General features: G+C 62.6%; 20 protein-coding genes. 12 read left to right on the forward strand and 8 right to left on the reverse strand.

All coding sequences use genetic code 11. From position 1 onward, the window contains the following. Positions 1 to 61: 61 nt before the first annotated feature. A complete protein-coding gene (locus ASD12_RS28800; RefSeq protein ID WP_056594886.1) occupies positions 62 to 1,159 on the reverse strand; it encodes a trypsin-like serine protease in 1,098 nt (365 codons plus the stop codon). Between the two features lie 349 nt (positions 1,160 to 1,508). On the opposite strand from ASD12_RS28800, the gene ASD12_RS28805 reads away from it, so the two are divergent. Then, positions 1,509 to 2,603 (forward strand): serine protease, encoded by a 1,095-nt coding sequence (locus tag ASD12_RS28805; protein ID WP_056594888.1) that lies wholly within the window; start codon positions 1,509 to 1,511, stop codon positions 2,601 to 2,603. Positions 2,604 to 2,752: 149 nt separating this feature from the next. Then, positions 2,753 to 4,585, forward strand: coding sequence for a hypothetical protein (locus tag ASD12_RS28810; protein ID WP_056594889.1), 1,833 nt, complete (start codon positions 2,753 to 2,755; stop codon positions 4,583 to 4,585). A 1-nt stretch (position 4,586) separates the two neighbouring features. Here ASD12_RS28810 and amrB read toward each other — a convergent pair whose 3' ends face one another. The 5 genes from amrB to ASD12_RS28835 all read right to left on the reverse strand — a co-directional run bounded on the left by amrB (position 4,587) and on the right by ASD12_RS28835 (position 12,730). Beyond that, complete coding sequence (gene amrB / locus ASD12_RS28815) at positions 4,587 to 6,290, reverse strand: AmmeMemoRadiSam system protein B (RefSeq protein WP_244483008.1); 1,704 nt, start codon at positions 6,288 to 6,290, stop codon at positions 4,587 to 4,589. Further along, positions 6,287 to 9,265: a caspase family protein gene (locus ASD12_RS28820; RefSeq protein WP_082525738.1), complete on the reverse strand. Its 2,979-nt coding sequence runs from the start codon at positions 9,263 to 9,265 to the stop codon at positions 6,287 to 6,289. Before ASD12_RS28820 ends, amrB begins: the two co-directional genes overlap by 4 nt. A 50-nt stretch (positions 9,266 to 9,315) precedes the next feature. Then, complete coding sequence (locus ASD12_RS28825) at positions 9,316 to 10,023, reverse strand: hypothetical protein (RefSeq protein WP_056594894.1); 708 nt, start codon at positions 10,021 to 10,023, stop codon at positions 9,316 to 9,318. Beyond that, a complete protein-coding gene (locus ASD12_RS28830; RefSeq protein ID WP_244483009.1) occupies positions 10,020 to 10,367 on the reverse strand; it encodes a hypothetical protein in 348 nt (115 codons plus the stop codon). The genes ASD12_RS28825 and ASD12_RS28830 overlap by 4 nt, the downstream gene beginning before the upstream one ends. A gap of 158 nt (positions 10,368 to 10,525) precedes the next feature. Further along, positions 10,526 to 12,730 (reverse strand): caspase family protein, encoded by a 2,205-nt coding sequence (locus ASD12_RS28835; RefSeq protein WP_056594896.1) that lies wholly within the window; start codon positions 12,728 to 12,730, stop codon positions 10,526 to 10,528. A gap of 245 nt (positions 12,731 to 12,975) precedes the next feature. On the opposite strand from ASD12_RS28835, the gene ASD12_RS28840 reads away from it, so the two are divergent. Further along, positions 12,976 to 13,380: a Fur family transcriptional regulator gene (locus ASD12_RS28840; RefSeq protein ID WP_056594898.1), complete on the forward strand. Its 405-nt coding sequence runs from the start codon at positions 12,976 to 12,978 to the stop codon at positions 13,378 to 13,380. A gap of 272 nt (positions 13,381 to 13,652) precedes the next feature. Further along, positions 13,653 to 14,813, forward strand: a complete 1,161-nt coding sequence (locus ASD12_RS28845) for a PHB depolymerase family esterase (RefSeq protein ID WP_162252302.1) — start codon at positions 13,653 to 13,655, stop codon at positions 14,811 to 14,813. Between the two features lie 135 nt (positions 14,814 to 14,948). Here ASD12_RS28845 and polA read toward each other — a convergent pair whose 3' ends face one another. After that, positions 14,949 to 17,906: a DNA polymerase I gene (gene polA, locus ASD12_RS28850; protein WP_056595241.1), complete on the reverse strand. Its 2,958-nt coding sequence runs from the start codon at positions 17,904 to 17,906 to the stop codon at positions 14,949 to 14,951. Positions 17,907 to 18,327: 421 nt separating this feature from the next. Here polA and ASD12_RS28855 point away from each other — a divergent pair, with 421 nt between their 5' ends. From ASD12_RS28855 to ASD12_RS28875, 6 genes are all read left to right on the forward strand, one after another. Beyond that, entirely contained in the window at positions 18,328 to 19,713 is a 1,386-nt protein-coding gene (locus ASD12_RS28855; RefSeq protein ID WP_056594904.1) for a M20/M25/M40 family metallo-hydrolase, read from the forward strand. 124 nt (positions 19,714 to 19,837) lie between these two features. Next, the gene (locus ASD12_RS28860; RefSeq protein ID WP_056594906.1) at positions 19,838 to 20,458 is read left to right on the forward strand and encodes a ribonuclease D; all 621 of its coding nucleotides are present in this window, start codon (positions 19,838 to 19,840) and stop codon (positions 20,456 to 20,458) included. 83 nt (positions 20,459 to 20,541) lie between these two features. Next, positions 20,542 to 20,745 carry a hypothetical protein gene (locus tag ASD12_RS28865; protein ID WP_056594907.1) on the forward strand — a complete coding sequence of 68 codons (204 nt, stop codon included), beginning with the start codon at positions 20,542 to 20,544 and terminating at the stop codon, positions 20,743 to 20,745. A 110-nt stretch (positions 20,746 to 20,855) separates the two neighbouring features. Further along, a complete protein-coding gene (locus ASD12_RS28870) occupies positions 20,856 to 21,110 on the forward strand; it encodes a GlsB/YeaQ/YmgE family stress response membrane protein (protein WP_056594910.1) in 255 nt (84 codons plus the stop codon). 24 nt (positions 21,111 to 21,134) lie between these two features. Then, on the forward strand, positions 21,135 to 21,281 hold the full coding sequence (locus ASD12_RS34990; protein ID WP_082525739.1) for a hypothetical protein: 147 nt from the start codon (positions 21,135 to 21,137) through the stop codon (positions 21,279 to 21,281). Between the two features lie 18 nt (positions 21,282 to 21,299). Beyond that, a complete protein-coding gene (locus ASD12_RS28875; RefSeq protein ID WP_056594911.1) occupies positions 21,300 to 22,214 on the forward strand; it encodes a hypothetical protein in 915 nt (304 codons plus the stop codon). A 57-nt stretch (positions 22,215 to 22,271) separates the two neighbouring features. On the opposite strand, the gene ASD12_RS35645 is transcribed toward ASD12_RS28875, so the two are convergent. Continuing rightward, on the reverse strand, positions 22,272 to 22,535 hold the full coding sequence (locus ASD12_RS35645; protein ID WP_244483010.1) for a hypothetical protein: 264 nt from the start codon (positions 22,533 to 22,535) through the stop codon (positions 22,272 to 22,274). Between ASD12_RS35645 and ASD12_RS28880 the strand changes: the two genes are divergently transcribed. After that, complete coding sequence (locus ASD12_RS28880; protein WP_244483011.1) at positions 22,521 to 23,312, forward strand: hypothetical protein; 792 nt, start codon at positions 22,521 to 22,523, stop codon at positions 23,310 to 23,312. The two genes, ASD12_RS35645 and ASD12_RS28880, sit on opposite strands and share 15 nt — an antisense overlap. Positions 23,313 to 23,425: 113 nt before the next feature. After that, entirely contained in the window at positions 23,426 to 23,809 is a 384-nt protein-coding gene (locus tag ASD12_RS28885; protein ID WP_056594915.1) for a hypothetical protein, read from the forward strand. The last annotated feature ends 124 nt before the right edge of the window (positions 23,810 to 23,933 follow it).

Genomic DNA, 23,933 nt, shown 5'->3' on the forward strand with positions numbered 1-23,933 from the left:
CGGCAAACAAAAACGGCGGGACCTCCCGCCGTTTTTCATGTGAAGGCGAAATGGCCGTGGTTCAGGGCGTCTTCGGCTTCTGCGCCGTGCCCAGTCCCGGCTTGGGTTTGGCAGGCGCCGGAGCAGAGGTTTTCATCTTCGTCTCGATCCAGCCGGTGTAGTTGGCCAGCCGCGTGTAGATGCCGTAGGCGTCCTTGTGACCGCAGGCCGCACTGCCGTCCGCCGGGCCTTCGCCCCAGCTGACGACGCCGACCTGGACCGGCCCGTCGGCGCCGGTCATGAACAGCGGGCCGCCGCTGTCGCCGTTGCAGGCGTCGCGCACGCCGCTGGTGGTGCCGGCGCAGATCATGTTGCCGGTCAGCGGGTCGGTCATATCGGCGGCGATCGCATTGGCGGCTGCGTCGATGCCCTTTTCTGAATAGCGCATACGGCGGGACAGATCGCCAAGTGCCGCCTTCAGATCATGTGCATAGATGGCCTTGATGCCGGTGTTGCAGGCCTGGTTCGGCTGCAGGTCGAGGTCGGCAACCATCAGCGTGGTCGGGAAGGTGCCATCCTGCATCTTGCCCCAGCCGGTGACCGTCGTCTTGCCGGTGTCGGGCGTTGCGTCATGGGTGACCTTGATGGTCGGCGCACCGGCCGGCTCGGCAAGCCGGAGCAGGCCGAGGTCGTTGTCGAGCGTCTGCTCGCTGTAGCCTTCGTTGACGATGACCTCCACGACCTTGTGGCGTTTGCCCTCGCTGAGGTCGGTGGCGCCGGTCAGCACGGTGACGCTCTCAGGCGAAATCGGCTGGCCCTCGTCGTTAAGGCAGTGTGCTGCCGTCAGCACCCATTGCGGAGCGATCAGGCTGCCGCCGCAGAACTGTGCATTGGCCTGAGAGGCTGGGTTCTCGTCCAGCCTGTCGGTGGTGAGCAGCGCGACCTGGAACGGATAGGCGCCTTTTTCGGCCTGGTTGCCGCCATAGACGCGGTCGGCGCCGTCGGGGTTCTCCGCCGCAGCCTTCGCCCTGGCTTCCGTCACGCGCTTCATTGGCGAGACCGCCGCCTCCGGTCGGGCGGCACCTTCGTCCGCCTGGGCAGTGTTGGCGGCCGTAAAGGCCGCAGCCATGCCGAGCAAAGACGCGGCGGCGATCGGCCTGAACCGATGGATGATGTGCACCTGAAATCCTCCTGAGACACGTTCCCGAACGAGCCAGCCCCGGCGCATCATCAACGAAACAGTCGCCGGCAAGCAGGCGTTGCTTCGCGGATCGCGTTCCCGTGCGGAACCCACTCAAAACCCTATAGCCCCCCACGGGCTACGTGGAAGCGATTTGTCATTCCAATGTTGTATTAATTTAGGCAATATATCCGCGCGGGTGTCTTTGGCGGGGGCCTTCGACAGACCGCATGGGGTGATGGTCAGGTTCAGGTGCTGGTAACCAAACTCATTTTTCGACTTCACCACGATCTCGACAATATTTCTGTATTTTGATCCAGTCCTTGCTGACTTTTGGGAGAGTCTCACCATGACAAAACTGACAAACGCACTTATTGCGTCCGCATTGCTTTCCACCGCGATGTGGACGGTCCCGGTTTTTGCCGCCGATCCTGGCTCCGCCAGTGCAGGCAATGGTGAAAGCATGCGGGATGTGACTTCAGGCGACTACAAGCCCGGGCGGGCAAAGCCAATCGCACCGCCGAAGCTGACTGACGAAGACAGCCGCGCCGCGCCGCTTGCTGACGAGGCAACGGCTGTCAAATCCTACGGCATCGTCGGACGGTCCGCCGATGGCAAGGAGATCAAGATCGAGCCCAGCGAAGCGCTGCGGGACCTTATCATCAAGGAACTGAATGCTCCGGCCACTGGAAAAGACGGGGCTGAGCGCAAGACCGATGATCCGGACCTCGGCGAAGGCGAAGCCGGCCGCCAGGTTTTCGGCACCGACGATCGCGAGCAGGTCAAGAACACCAAGACTTATCCGTTCTCGGCAATCGGCTATCTCGAAGCCAAGTCGCCGAAGACGGGCAGCTTTGGCAGCTGTTCGGCAACGCTGATCGGCCCGCGCACGGTGCTCACCGCGGCGCACTGCCTCTACAGCCATGAGGACAAGGACTGGCTTTCTGACTATCTGTTCGTGCCGGGTCTCAACGGCAGCACGGCCGACGACGCACCGTTCGGCGCCTTCAGCTTTGAAAGCGCCTATGTGCTGCAAGGCTTCATCGACAACTACCAGGGCTATTATGGTTCGGTCCTCCTGTGGGATCTCGGCATCGTCACGCTGAAGCAGGATGTCGGTACCAACCTCGGCTGGCTGGGCTATGCCAACTATGACGATCTCGGCGACTTCACCGCCAACCTCGTCGGCTACCCCGGCGACAAGCCGATGGGCACGATGTGGAAGGCAAATTGCGAAGTGCATGCCGAAAACATCGCTCCGGAATATTTCCAGTATGACTGCGATACGTTCCCGGGGTCGAGCGGCAGTTCGGTCTATGCCTACGACAACAAGGCCAAGCAGCGCATCATCACCGGTGTCAACGTGGCGGAAAGCCCAGACGCGAATACCGCCGTGCGGCTGAACGCTGCCAACGTCCAGTGGATCAACAGCCTGTATAAATAGTCGCTGCGCATTCGCGGTGGAGACAAGGGCGGCGGAGCAATCCCGCCGTCTTTTTCTTGGCGGGCACTTCCTTTGCGGTTCTCTTGCACGAGGCCGGCTCGCCGACTACGCTTGAACGGCCAAGGGGTTGGCATCCAAAGGGGTTTGGGATGGCGCGGGCAAAGGCAGTGTTGGGGATCGCGGCGGGGTCGATGCTGGCTGCACTGATGTTTTCGCCGGCCTTCGCCGATCCTGCGGCCGCACCTGCCGGTGGCGCCTGGGCGGAACGGGTGCAGATCGTCTACCACGCGGACACGCGCTCGGTGCTGCGCAGGACGGTCCGGGTGTGGGACTTCCATCCGGAAAAGAACCTTGACTTCGTCTGGGAGCCGGCGGCGGGCCAGTCACCCGACCGGACGATTGCCGAAGACGGCACCATCAACGGCAAGGGCAGGCTTGTGTGGCGGGTGCGCGGCTCGGCGAGCTACGATCCCAAAACCATCTATTCCAGCTATTTCGGTGACATCAGGAATGGCCGACCCGACGGGCAGGGCCGGCTCGAACTGCGCTCGGGCGAGGTTTTCGACGGGCATTGGCTCGCCGGGGAACTCTACGGAAAGGGCATCCATATCGATGCCGACGGCAACCGCTATGAGGGGCAGTTCGTTGCCGGCGTGCCGAACGGCGCAGGGCGGATGCTGTCAAGGACCGGTGAGATCTTTGCCGGCTCATTTGTCGACGGGTTGAAGAATGGCAAGGGCCGCACCCGGCTTGCCGGCGGCACTGTTTACGACTCGCAATGGACAATGGGCAAGGAGGTCGGCGGCTCGCGCCCCGACGTGCTGGCCGATGCCAGGGTCAGCGGGCTCCTCAAGGCGCAGACCGGCGGTGGCGACGCCGACAAGGTCGAGATCGGCGTCGCGGTCGACCAGCGCATGACCCAGCAATCCGACATTCAGTATCAGCATCTGGTGCGTGACGAAGACATCGCCATCTATCCGCAGTCCGACCAGTACAACGACGCTTGGAACGGCACCGGCCAGGTCGCCACCGGCAACGTCTATGAAGGTATGGACTGGGAGGCAGCGCCGGCCTTTGCCGAGGTCGATCTCAAGACGTCGGACCGGACCAAGGTCAAGCTCGACAGCCTGGAGATGAAGGTCGCCGCCAGCGATGCCTATCGCAAGCCGATGCTGTCGATATCTGAGCATTTCGGCTGCGTCGGCTTCCGGCCGGATTTCTCGATCGTCAACAATGGCTGGGGCGACGCCAAGGACATGAAGATGTCGATCCAGTTCACCGCGGTCGACGACGAGGGCAACCCGACCGGTGAGCCAAGCCGCATGTACAGCAAGGACATCGGCAATTTCGGTGACGGTGTCGACGTGTCGGTCAAGAGCGTGCTCACCGAAGCCGGCGTCGACACGGCGAGCCTCGAGACGGGACGTTTTCCCTGTCCCTCGGTGGACAGTCTCAATGTCTGCCGCAGCCAGCTGACCAACAAGATCAAGTTCGGCGAGGTCGGCGACTATCTCGGCAACATGCAACAGGCGATGACGCTGAATGCGATCGGCAAGTTCGACTATTCGTGGGCGGATGACGAAGGTCATGTCTACCAGCAGAGCGAGCCGTTCCGCACCTCCATCACCATGGCGGTCTTCGAGACGCCGGAATCGATGGCAGAATGCGGCGACGGCGGCGGCGGTACACCGGAAGCCATGCGCTACCAGAACATCGAGTTCCCGATCGGCAAGCATGACTACACCATTGCCATGCCGCTGCGCGGCAACAAGAAGATCAGCGCCTACACAGCGCGGCTGAAGATGTGGTCGTCAATGTCGTCAATCCACAGCTTCAGCATCGCCGCGCATTTTGCCGACGGCAGCGTGCGCGAGAGCAAGCCGGTCACTTTCTTCTATTTCCGGCCGAAGCAGTCGCTGTTCGAGACCAAGACCGAGCCGGCGGCCTGCTATCTGCCGCGCGACATGGTCGGTTGCGGATAGGCTATTTCCTGCCCATCTCGAAATAGTTGGGCAGCGGAATGAGCCTGGTGAAGATCGTGCCTTGGGCGAAGACGCGCAGTTCCAGCATCGATCCGGACGACCGTTCGGCGCTCTGGTCGAACAGGAAATTGCCGAGCGAATAGAGCTCCGCCACGTCGCCGCCGGCCAGCGGTACGATCGTTTCGCTCGACAAATGTGGGTGACTGCCAACGATGGCTGAAGCACCGCGCAGCCGCATCTGGTCGGCAAGCATGTCTTCACGTTCCGACGGTCCGGTCTTGTACTCGCGGCCCCAGTGAACGAAGGCGACCACCGGCCGCCCGGCATCCTCGTGCAGCAGCCGGTCGAGCAGGGCAGGGGTGATCAGGTCGGTGTTCCTGGAGCCGTTGGTGTCGATGTCGGTCAGGCCGACAAGGTCGAGATCGGCAAGCGCCAGCGCCTCGCCCTGGCCGAAATGCGGGATGCCGGCTTCATCCAGCGCGCGCAGCGTCTCCGCATAGCCTGACAGTCCAAGATCATAGGCGTGATTGTTGGCGAGCCCGACGCCGGCAACATGCAGCCGTTTCAGCATGTCGACAGCCAGGCCTTGCGGCATCGCCAGCGTCATGTCGTCGATCGCTTCCGGCACGTTGGGCAAGATGACGCCTTCAAGGTTGACGATCAGCGGCCGCGATCCGGTCAGGGCCAGGACGCTGTCGACGATCCGGTCGGCAACGCCGTCGCGGACCAGAATCTTCTTCATGGCACGGCCGAAATTCACATCGCCGGCGAGGTAGTAGATCCTGTCCTTTGGCCGTGCCGGATTGTTGAAGCCGGGGCCGAAGGCGCCGAACAGCGCCACCACATAGCTGGTGGTCCGCTCGACATAGTCCGACGTGTGTTCCTGCGAATTCTCGTTGGCGACGACCAGCGGCTGGGCGCCGAACAGTTCCCGCTGCAGCCTGGTCTGGAGGTAGAGCGCACCAACGGAATCGGCATGATCGGGTTGGCGCAGCGCCGCAATGCCGTCGAGCCACCCGGCGGCCAGCATGTTCAGGGATTGCTGGTCGAAGCGCCTGGAATCGTGCTGCGGCAGATAGTGCGAGAAGTCGGTGGATTCGACGATCAGCGTGTCCTGGTCGACAATGGATTTGAGAGCCGCGGCCAGCCTGTCCCAATCGCCGCGGCGCGCCTTGACCGACATCGCCACCGGCACGATTTTCGCCTCGGGAAAATAGTGATGCAGGAAGGGCAGCATGGCGCGCACGCCATGCTCCTTGTCGAACAGGCAGGACTCCTCGACCATGTCGCTGTTCGTTTCGAGATGGCGTACGGCATCGGTGTCGGCGGCGACCGCGCCAAGCACTGTGTCGAAGTCGCGCAATGAGGTGGCGTACAGTCTGTGCGTCTTGTGGAAGTGGTCCGGCGACAGGATGACGATGCGCTTGTAGCGAAAGCCGGACGCCGCCCGGAATCCCAGTGCCACCAGGTCGGCGGCTAGAAGATGGTGCGGCACGGTGATGCCGGTCAGCCGCTGGTTGGATGGCTCGACATCTGCGACGCTGGCGATGGCATCCTTGAACAGCGTGGCGTCGTCGTAGAAGGGCGGGAAGCTCTCTGTGCCCGGCGGGCAGACGACGGGGGCGGCGAAGCTGGGGACGGGGAGCGCGAGAAGAAATAGCAGGACTACAGCGATAGCCGGGCACAGCCGCGTGAGCCTCCTCACGGCTCGGCCAACATAATGTTCTCCACACCGCCGACATAGTAGAACGGCTTCTGCTTCGACGATGTCAGCCGCACCACCTCGCGCGAAATATAGTCGGCAAGGCCGAACAGTGTGACGCCGCCGTCCGACGTCCTGGCCTTGCCGCGCAAGCCTTCCAGGATCGAATAGGTGAAAACGCCGTGGCCGAGTTCCGGCAGTTCGGCGGCGGTGTTGTTGGCGGCGGTCGCCGAAAATACGACGATGCGTGCGTCCTGCGCGTCCTTTTCCAGGCGTGGATTGAAGGCGTTGGCGGCATGGCAGGTGTCGAGCAGCATGAAGCGCATGCCTTTTGCACGCTCGACCGACTTCTGGATGTCCGACCAGTCGACAAGCGAGGAGCGTTTCCAGCGCTCGGCATCCTGCTTGCGGCCGTCGGTCGGGATGAAATAATAGTCCTCGTCGATGTTGATGCCGTGGCCGGCAACGAAGATGATGGTGGTGTCGTGCTCTCCCGGCCGGTCGAGGAAATCGGCGAGCTGGTCGTCGATCGTGTCGGAGTCAGGTTCCATGATGGCGTCGGCACTGGCGACGGCGTAGGTCAGCTTGGCCTTGTCGGGGCTCTCGTCGAGCGCCTCGCGGTTGACCAGAACCAGCGTCTCCATCGATGAGAACAGCGGTGCCGATTTCTGCGAGATCACCTTGAGAAACTCGGTCGCGTCATCGACGGGGTAGCGCAGGTCGCAGGCGCGGCCCGAGCAGGCATCGGTCAGGAACGGATACTTGTCGACGCCGATGACCGCGACATAGAGCTTGCCCTTGGCCTCGGCCTTCTCGGTCTTTCTCGCCAGTGCCGTCACGCTGCGTTCGGTCAGATAGCCGAATTCGTTGGTGCCGGTGATGCGGATGATGTTCTCGCCATTCTCGACCGGTATCTCGACAATGGTGCTGTTGCCGTCCACCGAGCGGGCCGTGACATCGCCGACATTGCGGCTGTTCGACAGGATCGAGAAGCCGGCGACATCCGTTCCTGCTTCTTTGGCGCCCGATATCTCGACGGCGACATAACCGTCGCGGACCTTGCTCTGGTCGTCGGCGAGGCGGATGGCGAACTCCGGCGGCTTGCGCTGCAGCAGCTTCTGCAACTCGTTGTCGACGCCCGGCCGCATTTCCTTGACCGCCTGTTTGGCGCTGCGCAGGGTGATTGCCCGGCGCACCATTTCCGGGCTCCAGAGGTATTTCTTCAACTGGCCGGCGCGGATGAAGCGGCCTTCATGGTCGCGGCCCTGGTTGACCTGCCAGCCGATCAGCTTGTCGCCCTCGTCGGAGGAATAATAATAGCCCTGCGGCATCCAGACGATCCATTGCGAGCCGGCAAAGAACATCGACACGATCAGCTCATGCGTCTTCAGATCCCACAGTCTCAGCGTCTGGTCGGCGCTGCCGGTGACCAGCAGGCCGGCCTTCTCCGAGGCAACCATGGCGTTGATCTCGCCGGTGTGGCCGGTGAATTCGCCCGACACTTTCGCGGTCGCGGTCCGGTATTCGATCAGCGTGCCATCATTGCCGCCGGTGATCAGGCCAAGGCCCTTGTCGATCAGCGTGTAGGCGGAGTGGACAAAGCCGTTGGTGGCGTCGTTCTCGATGCCGCGCACCACCTTGCCGCCATTGGCGATCTCCAGCACGGCGTTTTCCAGCGCGTCCTTGCCGCCAGGCGCGGCGCGCAGCGACCACTGGCCGTTGGCCAGAGCGGCGCGCGCAAACGAGCCCGGCTCCGTCAGCGGCTGCGGGTCCTCGAAGAAACGCTCCGTGGTCGGCAACGCCAGCACTTTGTCCAGCGCGCCCTGTTGTTCAGGGCAGGCCACGCGATCGGGGCAAGGGTTGGTGTTGCCCCAGGCGATGACGTCGTTCGCCGCATCGATACCGACCGCGGTTACCGGTTCGCCCACGCCCTGCAGCAGCGCCTTGCGCTCGCCGGTCGCGGGGTCCCAGACCTGGATGGCGTTGCGCGTGCCGCCGGCGGTCGCCACCTGCGAGCCATCGGCATTGGCGGCGCTGGCATAGACCGTGCCGTCATGGCCGGTGTAGTCGAGCACCTTCTCGCCGGTGTCGGTGTTCCAGACGATGGAACGGCGCTTGTCGGCGCAGCGATAGCCGCAGGAGGCGACCAACCGCGATCCCTTGGCAAAGGTCAGCGAGCCAATGAGGAAATCCTGCGCCGGCATGGCGCGCGCCAGCGTGCCGTCAGCAGCCCGCCAGAGCTGCACCAGCCCATCCTTGCTGCCGGTGGCAAACAGGCTGCCGTCCTGCGAAACGGCCAGCGCTGTGACGCTGATGTCCCGCAGCGGCTCGGCTTCGTCAGGCAGTGCGATCTCTTCGCCCTTCACGACGTCCCAAAGCCGGATGCCATTGTCGGTGGTGGTCGCTGCCAGCCGGGTTCCCGCGGCGGCGAAAGCGAGCTTGTCGATGTGCCAGGAATCGGCGTCGAGCTTCTTGTCCAGCGTCCAGCCGGTCGCGGATTTGTCGTCCAGCCGCCAGAGATAGACGACGCCGTCGGCGCCACCGGCAGCCAGCGTCTTGCCATCGGGAGAGAAGGCGAGATCGTACGTCGCGTAGTCGGCGGCCCTGAGCACCGCCTTCATCTTGCCGGTGGCGAAGTCGAACAGCCTGATGTCACCATAGGGCGGCTTGTCGCCAAGGCTGGCGCCGAAATAACCGCCTGCGGCGATGGTCTTGCCGTCGGGCGAGACCGCGACCGCGAAGATCTTGCCGTCGCTGCCATTGCCGATATAGCCGCGGATGGTGCGCAGCGTCACTCCGCTATGCCAGTCCCAGACGCGGATGGTCTTGTCGTTTGATGCCGAGACGATGTCCTCGCCGTCGGGTGTGAAGGCGAGGTCGGTGACCTGCGCACTGTGCCCACCGGTATCGAGATCGAGGTGAAAATCCGGTGCGTCCTCGGCTCGGGCAACCGAACTCGCAATCAAAGCCCCGGCCATGGCCAGCCAGCGACAGGTACGTATCAGGGGGAGGCCGGGTTTTACCATCGCTATTTGGCTTCGGCCGCGGGCGGCCCATTGCGCACATAGGTCTCGATCGCCGAGGCAAAAGTGGGTGACCCAGCCTTGCGCTGCTTGTCGACATAGCCGGCAAAATAGCTCCAGAAGGAGACGGCATAGTCGCGGAAATAGGCATCGGTCACTTTGCGCGAACACAGGTCGCCGTCGACGCAGAAGGACAGGCGGTTGAGGAAATAGACGATGCGATCGAAATTCTCGCTGAAATCGGCGAGCGGCATATCACCACCGGAGGCGGTCATCGCCTCGATGCCGATCCGTTGCCGGAACACCTGCTCTTCGGTCGGCGAGGGGTTGGCGCTGAGCAGATTGTCATATTTGGCGTTGAGGGCCGTCAGTCGATCCTTCAGGGCACGCTGCGCCTGCTGGTAGTCTTTGGTTTCCCAGAGTTCGACCAGCGACATGGTCTGCTCGACGCGCTTTTGCTCCTGGTTGGCCAGGAACTGATAGACCGAGAACATCAAGGTGAAGATGATGGCGAGACGAACTGCCATGCCCGACCAGGCATAGACCAGCATGCGCCAGTCGCGGTCGGTGAAGGGATTGCTCTCCTTCTTGATCTCGTGGCTGCTTGGCCACGGGAAACCTTCGGTGGTTTCCGGCAGCGCCGGTCTGCCGGCCGGCGCCTTTGCGGGTGCGGCGGCAGCCGTCTGCCGGGTGTTGCCCGCCGGTTTCTTCATCCGCAGGTGTCCAGTTCGATGGTGGCGGAGGGATCCAGCACGATGCCCGGCGCCTCCAGCTTCTTTTTCAGGCATTGCAACTGCAGGCGCGAAATCATGAACTGTACGTCGGGCTCCGCCGCCCCCTTGTTCGGTGACGGCAAGGCTTCGACGACGCCGCGCGAGGCGCAGTTGCTGAGATCGACGACAACGGCGCCGCTGCCGCCTTTGGCGATCTGGTCGTACTGATCAAGAAAACACGTCGCCAGTTCCGAATTGGTGACGATCTGCTTGACGCACAGGCCGCAGGCCTCGTCCGCCGAAGCGTTGGCGATCAGCAACAGGCCGCCGGCAAGGCCGGCCACCGTTCCACGCCAGGAAAACACAGAATTCTTCACAATCGATCCTATCCGTTTCATCCGGCCGTCATGCGCCAAGGCTGCGGCCGGGAATGTTCTCACATCGCGCCGATCGCGCAAGAGCCGGCGCAACAGAGCCAAGAGGCTTTGGCGCCGGGGTTCGTTCAGGCGCGCGGCACCGTCTCCATGGGGAAAATCATCACCGCGCCCTTCGGGCCACTCCTGTCGGCAAGCCGCATCACCGAGCGAGTTGCCGGGGCCATGCCGAGATCGGTCAGCATGTCGGAGAAGCCGGCGGAGCCCGTTCCGCGCGTCGCCGAGGCAACGCCGTCCTGCGCCAGGAAGCCCAGATCCTCCTTCTCGCTCTCCGGCGGTGCCTCGGTCAGAACCGCGATCATCCGTTCCATGCCGAAGCTGGTGTCGGTAAAGGCCAGCAGTCCCTCCTCGAGCGTGGCCTGCGGGGCGAGGCGTTCGGCAACGATATGGGTGATCGAATAGTCGCTGCCGACATAGAGCACGTTGATGTCGACCAGAAGGTCCGAGCTGTTCTTGGCCAGCACATGCACTTCGTCGCCCGGTGAGACGCGCGGCACAACCGAAGCCTGCAGCGGTTCGAGGCCGTCCTTGTCGCGACGTTTGACCTGGAACTGGACGTCGACGTCTTCGGGCTTGTAGTCGGAGGCTGCCGCCAGCCGCGAAAGCCCGGTGGCGCGGAAGATGGTGCGCAGGTTCCTGGCCGTTGCATCGACCAGCTTCTGACGGTCATCCAAGTGGATGATGATCAGCGGTGGCTTGCTGCCGTCCGTCAAGGTCACGTCGCCCGACGCCGGCAGGAACCACAGGGCCGGCTTGTCGGTCGCGTCCTTGGCGGCGCCGGGAACAGCATTCTCGCGCATCACCGCGAAGCGGAGCTCGGCACTTTTGCCGGACTCGACCAACTCAATGTTGAAACCCGTCTCCTTGGCTGTGGCCAGTTGGTCGAGAACCGAATTGACCAGAGCGGTTTCCTTCTCAAGTCCCTTGGTGGCAGCCGGACGCGCCACGACGAGCTTGTAATCGACGGCGATCTCCGCCACCCGCGCATAGGCATTGGCGGGAATGTCGGCGAGCTTGAGCGCCGGCTTCTTGTCGAACTCGACCGACTTGACGCGGCTTTCCAGGTTCTTGGCCGACTGCACTTCCAGAAATCCGACCGCGTCGGAAAGCGGCGACAGCGCCGAAGGCAGGATGGCGAGCTTGCTGCCGGGAGTGAGGCGATGCAGCAGCCCGGCGCTGATCGTCGCCTCGCCGTCCTTGATGACGACAGGCCACTGCATGACCGCGTCTGTCTTGTCGGTGCCGAACACTCGTGCGTCCAATTCACCCTCGAACAGCGGTGTTGGCCTAGTGCGGCTGTCGGCTGAATATTGCTGCAGCACGGCCTGGCCAAGCTGGCGATAGGTGACGTTGGGGTTTTCGGCCAGTTTCGACAGGATGGTGAAGGTGAACAGGCCGAAGCGCGGCGCATCCGCCATGCCCTTGGGCAACGGCATTTCCGGTGTCGTCTCCACCGTCTGCGCGGCATAGAAGGCGACCAGCTTGCCCTTGGCGATCGGTTCGCCGCCGGTCGGGGTCAGGCTGAAGGCAGGCTTGCGTGTGCCGTTGTCGTCGACGCCGCGCGAGCCGGCGGCCGAAATCACCTCGTCATAGGCCTTGATCGCGGCGGCCCGTTCGGCTTCGTTGCCGCCGACCAGGTCGGCGAACTCGACCTTGCGCTCCAACTCGTCGTCGACCTCGACGGCGCGCGTCGCGGTGCCGGAATGGCAGCAGTCGAACACCACCCAGACGAAGGCGCCCTTGTCGCGGATGGCATCGAGTGCTGCGCCGATTTCGTTGTCGACCAGCGCATTGGGCACGCCGGCGTCGCGGTTGATCCATTTTTCGATATCGACAGGCAGGAAGATCTCGTCGAGGCCGTCGGTCTCGTCGCCCTTGACCATCTGCGGTTGCTGGGCGCCGTGCCCGGACAGATGCAGATAGACGAAATCGTCGCGCTGAACCTTGGCGGCAAGATCGGCCAGTGCGGTCTTGATCGCCGCATGGGTCGGCAGGCCACTGGCGCCGGGGACATCCTTGGCGAGCAGCGTGACGTTCTCCGGCGCGAACCGCACCGGATCGGGCACGCTCTTCAGGAGATATTCGTGGACGAGGCTGGCATCGTTCTTCGGCCCGATCAGCCAGTTCCTCTGCGGCAGAGCAGGATATTCGGTGCAGGCGATCAGCAGCGCATGGTAGGTGCGCGATGCGGCCATGGTCCGGAACGACACCATGCCGGCCATCGTCATCGCGGACGTGCCGACCAGCAGCGTCCGCCGCGTCAATTTGATCATGATTGCTTCCCCAAGCCCGATCGAATTTCCAAGCGCGGCGACTCTTGCCGAAGATCTTGTCAGTATTTTGAATGTTGCGTCGGAGAGCAACCTGCCTGTTATCCAATCCGGTCGATGATAGCGGTCTCTTCCATGCAGATGTGGGAAACAGTAGCAAAAATGGCTGTTCGTCGCTATCTGGGTGAGACAGGGATCGTTTGCGCGGACATGATGCGCGAGCGACGCAAGACGAGTGGATCAGGACCATGGCGGCAAGGGATGTGCTGACGAAGAACCAGTTGTGCGTGCTCGAGAAACTCGAGACCGCCAGCGGACCGCTTAGCGCCTATACCTTGCTCGACCAGCTGCGCGAGAGGGGCTTTCGCGCCCCACTGCAGGTCTATCGCGCGCTCGACACGCTGGTGAAGTCCGGCTTCGTGCATCGGCTCGAAAGCATCAACTCCTTCGTCGCCTGCGCCGAGCCGCACGACCACAACCATTCGATGACCGCCTTCGCCATCTGCGACACGTGCGGGCAGGTGACCGAAATGTCCGACCACGATGTCGGCCACCAGCTGGACGAATGGGTGCGCTCCACCGGCTTCGCCGCCAAGAAGGCGGTGATCGAGTTCCGCGGGACGTGTGCCAAGTGCCTGGCCGAGGCCGCCTAAGATCGTCTTCCGAGACGAGCAGCCCTGACGGTCCCGCGCCATGCTCTGCCCCGTCGCCATCCGGGTTGGCCGACGGGGTTCTCGTCTGCAGCCCCCCTCGGCGCCATGCCAAAATTCCTATCGATTGCGGGAAGCTCACTTGAGGACAATGAATGGTTCACACCGCTCCTGCGTTGCCCCTGCGTAAATTTGCTATTGTGCAGTGCAACAACGATGTTGCTGATTGTGCACTGTGCTCGAACTTCGCCACCCCGGCAGTCAAGGATCTCGTTTTGCGGAATATCTCAGATACAATCACTCGCCTGAGCGCGATGAGGGGCCAGACAGGCCGACAAAGCCACCATGACAATTTATCCGACATGGGGGCATTCGGGTCCAATCCAGGCGCCTTGCGTGCGCGCTTCCACGTTGCTGACAATCTGCCGCGCGGAGCTGCACTGGTGGTTGTCCTGCACGGCTGCACACAAACCGCAGCTGGCTACGATCACGGGTCTGGGTGGTCACGCCTGGCAGCCGAGAAAGGGTTTGCGGTGCTGTTCCCGGAACAACAACGTGCCAACAATGTCAATCTCTGCTTCAACTGGTTCGTGCCCGAAGATGTCACGCGCGATCGCGGTGAAGCACTCTCCATCCGCCAGATGATCGAAGCCATGGTGACAAAACATGGCCTCGACAGCCGGCGCATTTTCATCACCGGGCTTTCGGCCGGCGGCGCCATGACGGCAGCGATGTTGGCCACATACCCGGAGGTTTTCGCCGGCGGCGCAATCATTGCTGGCCTCGCTTATGGCAGCGCTGCAACGATCCCGGAAGCGTTCGATCGCATGCGTGGCCATGGCGGTCCATCCAGAGCGGAACTCCAGCGGCGCCTGGCAGAGGCCTCGCCCCACAACGGGTCATGGCCGACGATTTCAATCTGGCAAGGCACGGCCGACAATACGGTGGTGCCGTCCAACGCGGACTCCATCTTGGCCCAATGGCAAGGGGTTCATGGTTTGGGTACCAGCCCTGATCGAAACGAAATGGTCGATGGACAAACTCGGCAGGTCTGGAGCGACGCCGATGGCAACGTCTTGATCGAGAAATACACCGTTGCCGGCATGGCTCATGGCACCCCCTTGAAGACGGTCGGTGATGACGGCTTGGGCAATGCCGCGCCATTCATGCTGGACGTCGGAATATCGTCGACACGCCGCATGGCGGCCTTCTGGGGGCTCACAAGCCACGATGCACGAAATGAAGCGAGCTTCCAGACTGCCCCGAGCCCGCTCGCTGCGACCACGGCTTTGCGGACATATGTAGCTCCGGAAAAGTCCAGGCCAGCTCGTGTTGGCCTCGTCGAAGATCCGCGTCCGGATGATTCACGCAGTTCCATAAATGGCATTGGCAAGGTGATCGAAGACGCTCTTCGCGCAGCCGGGTTGATGCGTTAGCTAGCGCATTCTGCGCTCAGCAATGACCGATACCCTCGGTCCCGCGCCACTGGTCACGGTCACGGTGGCGATCATCGCGGATAAGAGCCTATCCATTGGCTTTCACGAGGGAAGTGTCCCTTTGGTGCGGCCGTGCTAATGCGCCTCGTCCCAGTTGTTGGCGGCACGCGCGTCGACATGCAGCGGCACCGACATCGAAACCGCCGGCATCGCCGCATTCTCCATGACATGACGCACCACCGGGATCGTCGCCTCGACTTCGCCCTCGAGGGTCTCGAAGATCAGTTCGTCATGCACCTGCAACAGCATGCGTGCTGAAAGGCCAGCTTTTTCCAGCGCCTCCTCCATGCGGATCATGGCTCGGCGGATGATGTCGGCGGCGGTGCCTTGGAGCCGGGCATTGATCGAGGCGCGCTCGTTGAACGCGCGGACCGAGGGGTTGGACGATCTTATGTCCGGGTAATGGATGCGGCGCCCGAAGATCGTTTCGACAAAGCCGTGCTCGCGGGCATAGGCCTTGGTCTCCTCGATATAGTCGCGGATGCCGGGGAAGCGCTCGAAGTATTTCTTGATGTAGTTGCTCGCCTCCTCGCGCGGGATCGACAGCTGGTTGGCGAGGCCGAAGGCCGAAATGCCGTAGATGATGCCGAAATTGATCGCCTTGGCGCGGCGGCGGACTTCCGAAGGCATGCCTTCGACCGGCACGTTGAACATCTCCGACGCAGTGATGGCGTGGATATCGGCGCCGTCGGCAAAGGCCTGCCGCAGTTGCGGAATCTCGGCGACGTGGGCGAGGACGCGCAACTCAATCTGGCTGTAGTCGGCCGAGACCAGCCGATGGCTCTTGTCGGTGATGAAGGCAGTCCTGATCTTGCGGCCTTCGGCGGTGCGCACCGGAATGTTCTGCAGGTTCGGGTCGGAGGACGACAGCCGGCCCGTCGTCGTCGCGGCCAGCGCGTAGGAGGTGTGGACGCGCTTGGTGTCCGGGTGGATGAAGCCCGGCAGCGCATCGGTATAGGTCGATTTCAGCTTGGTCAGCTGGCGCCAGTCGACGATCTTGCGCGGCAGTTCATGGCCTTCGGCGGCGAGGTCTTCGAGAAGCTGCGCCGAGGTCGACCACTGGCCGGTCTTGGTCTTCGAGCCGCCGGGTAGGCCCATACGCCCGAACAGGATATCGCCGAGCTGTTTTGGCGAGCCGATGTTGATGCGCTCGCCGATGAGTTGGTAGATTTCCTCTTCGAGGCGAGCGGCGCCCTGGGCCAGTTCGCCCGAGAGCCGCGACAGGATCTGACGGTCGACAGAGATGCCGCGCTGTTCCATGCGCGCCAGCACCGGCACCAGCGGCCGTTCCAGCCGTTCATAGACCGACACCAGCCCCTTGGCGGAAAGCCGTGGCTTCAGCACCAGCCAGAGCCGCAGCGCCATATCGGCGTCTTCGGCGGCATGAGCGGTCGCCTTGTCGATGTCGACCTGATCGAAACCGACGGAGCTTTTGCCGGAGCCGGTGACGTCCTTGAGCTGGAGAGGGGTATGACCCAGCCATTTCTCGGCAAGCGAGTCCAAGCCGTGACCATGGGGCGTGCCGGCATCGAGCACGTAGGAGATGAGCATGGTGTCGTCGAACGGCGCGACATCGATGCCATAGCGGCTCATGACGACAAGATCGTATTTCAAGTTCTGCGCGATCTTGAGGACCGATCTGTCTTCCAGCAGCGGTTTCAGCAGGGCCAGCGCCTCGCGAAGAGGGATCTGGTTTTCGACCATTCCGCCACCGAGCAGGTCACCGTTGCCGCTCTTGTGGGTGAAAGGAATATAGGCGGCGCGGCCGGGCCCCGTGGCGATGGATATGCCGATCAACTCGGCTTGCATCGGATCGGCCGACGTTGCCCTGACATCGAAAGCGGCAAGGCCGGTCCCGGTTGCCTCGGCGACCCAGGCTTTCAAGGTCGCGACGTCGCGGATGCAGTGATAGGCTGATGTATCGATCTTGCGGGTGGCCGCACTCTCCAGCCGCAGCGCGGCGAGCAGGGAAGGGGTGTCGCCGCTGGTGGGTTTCTCGGCGCCCGGCACCTCGTCTGCAGCGCCGACTTCGCCGGTCCCGGCGGGTCGCGCCTCGCCGGAAGCTCCCGCGCCGACATCGGGGCCATGCGCGTTATCGGCACGTTCGACGGTCACTGCGACAGCCTGGACGTCACCGACCTCGGTGCTGGTCGCCTCAGCCACGCGGCGGGTTAGCGAGGTGAATTCCATGGTCTTGAGGAAGCCGATCAGCTTCGGCCCGTCCGGGGCGTGCAGAACGAAGTCGTCCAGTCCCTCGGCTACCGGTACATCATTCATCAGCGTTACCAGCTGACGCGAAATGCGCGCCTTGTCGGCGTTGACGATGATGGATTCCCGTCGTTTCTCCTGCTTGATCTCGCTGACGCGGGCAAGCAGCGTGTCGAGGTCGCCGAATTGTTCCAGCAACTGCGCCGCCGTTTTCGGGCCGATGCCAGGCACGCCAGGCACATTGTCGACCGAGTCACCGGTCAAAGCCTGCAGGTCGACCATTTTCTCCGGCGGCACGCCCCATTTCTCGATCACCTCCGGAATGCCGATCTGGCGGTCCTTCATCGGGTCGTACATGCCGACCGTGGCGCCGACCAGCTGCATCAGGTCCTTGTCGGAGGAGATGATGGTGGTGTCGCCGCCTGCCTCACGGGCCAGCCTGGCATAGGTGGCGATGAGATCGTCGGCCTCATAGCCTTCGATCTCGATGCAAGGCAGGTTGAACGCCCTGGTCGCCTGGCGGATCAGGCCGAATTGCGGGATCAGGTCTTCCGGCGGGGCCGAGCGGTTGGCCTTGTATTCGGGGTAGAGGTCGTTGCGGAAGGTTTTCGACGAATAGTCGAAAATCACCGCGAAATGCGTCGGCACAATGCCTACATCGGTGTTGCGGGCGTCGAGCATCAGCTTCCACAGCATGTTGCAGAAGCCGGAAACGGCGCCCACCGGCAGACCGTCGGATTTGCGGGTCAGCGGCGGCAGCGCATGATAGGCACGGAAGATGTAGCCGGAGCCGTCGACAAGGAAGAGATGATCGCCTTTTTTCATGTCGGCAGGGATAGCGCGGCGCGGCGGCTTGGTCCATGCCAAAGGCACCGGCACCCACCGGTTCCGGCAACACCCTGACAGACCGCTGACAGGCCACCCCGCTCACGCCCATGTTACAAAAGTGTAATGCTCGTGCCCTTGAATCGCCACGTTCAAAGACACAAATACAGGTCATCGGCAGTTTTCGCCGAGTCCGGAGCAAGGCCCGTCCCCCGCCTATCCCGGACACCTGCGGCAGCCTATCCCCCCTCTCCGGGCTGCCGCATCGTTTCGAGTAGAAGGCCGCCGTGGTTCCCCCTCCACCACGGCGGTCTTTTTTTGCCTCGGACGGACATTTGCAGCCCGTGGTCCAATGATCGCGGGCTTTTCGTTTTCCTGTCCTGCCTTTACGGTTCCGGTTCTGAATCGAAAGGCTTCACACATGTCCGCAGTTTCCCCCGTCCTCGACCGTCTCGACAAGAACCTCGACCAGAGCCTCGAACGCCTGTTCGGCCTGCTCAGGATCAAGTCGATCTCCACCGATCCGGCCTATGCCGCCGACTGCCGCAAGGCGGCGGAATGGCTGGTGGGCGAACTCAAGCTGATCGGCTTCGACGCCAGCGTTCGCGACACACCCGGACACCCGATGGTGGTCGCGCATCATGACGGGCCAGATGGTTCGCCGCATGTGCTGTTTTACGGCCATTATGACGTGCAGCCGGTCGATCCGATCGAATTGTGGGAAAGCGATCCGTTCGCGCCTGACATCAAGGAGGTCGGACCGGGCCACAAGGTGATCACGGGACGCGGCTCGGCCGACGACAAGGGCCAGTTGATGACCTTCGTCGAGGCTTGCCGCGCCTGGAAGCAGGTGCATGGCAATCTGCCTTGCGGCATCACCATCCTGTTCGAGGGCGAGGAGGAATCCGGCTCGCCGTCGCTGAAGCCGTTCCTCGAGGCCAATGCCGACGAGCTCAAGGCTGATTTCGCGCTGGTCTGCGATACCGGCATGTGGGATCGCGACACGCCGTCGATCTGCGTCGGATTGCGCGGGCTGGTCGGTGAGGAGATCACGGTGAAGGCCGCCGACCGCGACCTGCATTCCGGCCTCTATGGCGGTGCCGCCGCCAACCCGATCCGCATATTGGCCAGGGTGCTGGCCGATATCCACGACAGGGACGGCCACGTCACCATTCCCGGCTTCTATGACGGGGTCGAGGAAACGCCGTCGCAGATCCTGAAATCCTGGGAGACGCTTGGCGAGACGGCGGAGACGTTCCTGGGACCAGTCGGCCTGTCGATCCCGTCAGGCGAAAAGGGCCGCTCGGTGCTGGAACTCACCTGGGCGCGGCCGACGGCCGAGTTCAACGGCATCATCGGTGGTTATACCGGCAAGGGCTTCAAGACGGTGATCGCTGCGGAAGCCTCGGCGAAGGTTTCGTTTCGCCTCGTGCACAAGCAGGATCCCAAGAAAATCCGTGCGGCGTTCCAGAAATTCGTCCAGGAGCGGATTCCGGCCGACTGTTCGGTCGAATTCCATCCGCATGGCGGCTCGCCGGCAATCCAGCTTTCCTACGACTCGCCATTCCTGGCCAAGGCCAAGGATGCGCTATCCGACGAATGGCCAAGGCCGGCGGTGACAACCGGCAGCGGCGGGTCGATCCCGGTGGTCGGCGACTTCCAGACCTATCTCGGCATGGAATCGCTGCTGGTCGGGTTCGGCCTCGACGACGATCGCATCCACTCGCCCAATGAGAAATACGAGCTCAGCTCCTTCCACAAGGGCCAGCGCTCCTGGGCGCGGATTCTCGATGCCTTGACGCGCTGAGGCAGCGAAACCCTCGTTTTCCTGTTGATTTTTCAACGGATCGCGGCGAGGACGGGCCACAAGACGAAACGCTACAGCGTCCCTTGCGGGTCAAGAGACGCGCAAGGCCCGACCGGAGAAGACAATGGCCGATATCCGTTTCCACAAAAATGACCTGCCCGACCTCTCGCACTACAATGTCGGGGCAGTGGCCATCGACACCGAGACGCTGGGTCTCAATCCGCATCGTGACCGGCTGTGCGTGGTGCAGATTTCGCCTGGCGACGGCAGCGCCGATGTCATCCAGATCGCGCCCGGCCAGAAGAAGGCGCCGAACCTCGTCAGCCTGCTGAGAAATCGCGGCATAACCAAGCTGTTCCACTACGGACGCTTCGACCTTGCCGTGCTCTACAATGCGTTCGGCGTGATGCCCGATCCTGTATTCTGCACCAAGATCGCCTCGCGGCTGACGCGCACCTATACCGACCGGCACGGGCTGAAGGACATCTGCTTTGAGCTTCTCGGCGTCGGCCTGTCCAAGGCGCAGCAATCGTCGGACTGGGCGGCCGAGACGCTGTCGCCCGAACAGCTCGAATATGCCGCTTCCGATGTGCTCTATCTGCACCGGTTGCGCGATGTGCTGGCCGGACGGCTGGCGCGCGATGGGCGGACCAAGGAGGCCGATGCCTGCTTCCGCTTCCTGCCGACGCGTGCCAAACTCGATCTGATGGGCTGGGACGAAGAGGATATCTTCGCCCATAGCTGACGGTCGTCACGGCGATCTGCTGCCGATGGCGGGTTGGAACCAGATGCAAGCCGCGGCGTTCTGTCGGCTCGACGGGGAATGACATGACGGACAGAAAGCCGATAGCGACCGCGCCGACCGACGGCTCCAAGGTCTCCGTCACGTGGAAGGACAGCGACGGCGTCATCAACGAATCCATCGCGCAATATCGCGACGACGGCTGGTGGGTCTACATCGACAGTCACACGCAAAAGAAGGTCGAGCCGACCAGCTGGCGGCCTGCCGCAAACGACGATGACGATCAGTGAGCGCGCCGCTGGCGAGGCCGGCCGCTTTCGAATAGCCTGAAGCCGTAGATATCGAGGCCGATTCGGAGCTTTCCGTTCCGTCGTCGCCCTCTTGCTCGGAGGAAATCGCTATGGGCGTCGAAAGCCTGCTCGTCTTCATCATCATCGGTGCCATCGCCGGCTGGCTCGCCGGTCTCATCGTTTCCGGCTTCGGCTTCGGCCTGATCGGCAACATCATCGTCGGCATCGTCGGCGCGTTCATCGCCGGCTGGCTGTTTCCGCGGATCGGCTTCTCCATCGGCGGTGGCATTCTCGCCTCGATCATCCATGCCACCATCGGCGCCATCATCCTGCTGGTGCTGGTCAAGGTCCTGAAGCGAGCTTGACGCTCGACAACGAAAGAGCGCGCCATGAAGCAGAACACACTCTATCTCCTCATTGGCGCGCTCGTCGTCGTTGTCATCGCGCTCGGTATCTACGTCTATCGCGAGCAGACCAAACCCAAGGGCGTCGAGCTCAAGATCGACGACAAGGGCATCTCGATCCAGCAGAACTGAGCCATTCGGGAGCGCGACATGGTGGCTTCTGACGCTCCGGAAGACGTCGATCAGCCTGGGATTACCGTCGCTGAATGGGAGAGGCTGAACAGGCCGCCAAGGCGCGAGGCGTGGCTGCGCTATCATTGGCGGGTATTTCGCTTCCTGAGGTCATCCGCCCCCGTCAGCGAACTGCAGGGGCGAGAGCAGGCCTTCCGCGATGCGATCATCGCCACCGTGGCCTTCAACCGACCCGACGTGGTCGAATGGCAGATCCATCTCGTGCGCCGATATCTGGCCGAGCACGACAGCTACATCGTCTTCGACAACAGCAAGAAGGACGATGCAAGGGAAGCGATCCGCGCTCTCTGCCGTCGCCAGCATGTCCCCTATGTCGCATTGCCGAAGAACAGGCTGGTCGTCAGCAGATCGCATGGTCAAGCGCTCAACTGGATCGTGCGGAATTTCTTGCCCAGGTTCGGTCCGAGGCTCTTCGGCTTCATCGATCATGACATCTTTCCGACTGAACCATTTTCGATCCGCGCCCGGATGGAGGGCAAAAGCCTCTACGGCAGCGTGCGGCGCGACACGCCAACGCCGGGCGGCTGGTTCCTGTGGCCCGGGTTCTGTTTTTTTGATGGAAGCCTGTTGCGGCGACGGCTGGATTTCGCCCCGAGCTACAAGTTTCATATGGATTCCGGTGGCGGCAACTGGCCGCTGCTCTACAGGTCGATCGATCCGGCACTGGTTCGGTTCGCTGAAAACAAATCGCTTCGCTTCGGCGCGGGACATGATCAATCCGAGGATTTTTTCATGGTGGTCGATGGCTGGCTGCATGTGACGAACGCCTCAAACTGGAGGCGACAGCAGGTTGACAGGGGCGAACACATTCTCGCGCTGTTGCGGCAAGCCGGCGGTCCTGACCAGCCGGATGTGAAGTTCGAGCCTATCTGAACGAGACATCAAAGCCGGGCAGGGTTTGGCAATGGGCCGGGCCGACGAGACAGATTTTCAGCCTTCAATGCCAATGAGAGGCGCATGACGATCCACCAGATCGATTTCAAGGCAGGCGACGCCGTGCGGGCCGCGCTTGCGGAAATCGGACGCACCGAAGACCTGCGCTTTTCGCCTGACAACCGGCTGCTGGCAATTGCCGGATATGCGCGCAAGCGCTGCCTGGTCCTGCGCGTCGACGTCGAGACGGGACCTGATGGCCCAGGCGTCACACTCCACAATTTCATGGAGTTGACGTCCGACAGCATGGGCGAAATCCATGGTCTCGATTTCATCAATGACCGCACCTTGGCGATCGCCAACCGCGATGGGCTGGTTGCGCTGTTTGCTCTGCCGCGTGAAGAACCGGTTGGCCAGAGTCGTCGGATCGCGGCCATTCGCCAACTCCGAGGCAGGCAGCCCCACAAACTGAATTCGCCGGGTTCGATTGCAGTCAGGCTTGAGTCACATGGCCGGGTCAGCGTGCTGGTTTGCAACAACTACACGCATCTGGTTACCCGGCACGTCGTCAACCGGTGGCTTGGCTATCGCGCTACAAGCAATCAACTGCTTCTGAAGCGCGGTCTTGATATACCGGACGGCATTGCGCTCAGCCATAATGGAAAGTGGATCGCCGTCAGCAGCCACGGCACAAAGGACGTAAAACTCTACCGGATGTCCGGGTCGCTTGGACCGGAGAGTGAACCGGCCGGCGTCCTACAGAACGCCGGCTATCCGCACGGCGTGCGCTTTACGGCTGATGATCGGCACATCCTCGTCGCCGACGCGGGCAGCCAGATGGTGCATGTCTATGCCAGCGACGGTGGCTGGAAGGAGCGTCGCGAGCCCGCACGCTCGGTTGCCGTGCTCGACGAGGCAACCTTCCTGCGCGGCAGGGCCAGTTTTGACGAGGGCGGGCCGAAGGGCCTCGATATCGACCGGTCCAACAGCATCGTGGCTGTGACCTGCGAAGAGCAGCCGCTGGCCTTTTTCTCCCTGTCGACGATACTCGGTGCGGTTGAAGATTGCCGGCAAGGCAGGGCCATTGCACTGGCGTAGCGACGGAAGAGAGCCCAACCCGACATGGAATTAGAATGACGGATCGACGTTTCGGCGCTATGATGGCGGCATAGGGCGTTTGGGCCAACCAACCTAACCATTAGGAGGTTGCCATGAAGCACCAAACACTGGACCAACTGCATGCAGTGGCCGAGATCAACACTAAACAGCCGGTAATGAGCCGAACCCAGCGTCTCGTACGTTGGGCCGAACTCCTTGAACGTGAGCCCAGCCGGCTCCTGAACGCGCTTGCCGGGACCGAATACCGTGCGCCGCCCGAGCGCGATGTGATGCGAGGCGATGGCTCGCCGATAGCGGTTGCCTTCACGGACCCCATTTTGCATGACGAGGGTCTGAAAGACGACAGCTATGGCGAAGCCAAGCGCTTCTTCGAACTGACCGACCACCAACTGCACGAGATTGTCTGCTACTGCCATGTCGGCGAGGTTATGCAATCGTCCAGGGCAGCGCTTTCGGTTCGTGCGGCGATCGGCTGACGCATGTCCGCCAGGTGATCACATTGTGACGAGATGAATTAGGGCGCGGTCCAACGCGAAGCCGCAACCACTTGCGATCGCGCCCTAACGAGGAACATGGTTGCAACGCCCGCCAAAGGCTTGT

It is taken from the genome of Mesorhizobium sp. Root102, assembly GCF_001425625.1.
In the GTDB taxonomy this organism is placed as follows: Bacteria; Pseudomonadota; Alphaproteobacteria; order Rhizobiales; family Rhizobiaceae; genus Mesorhizobium.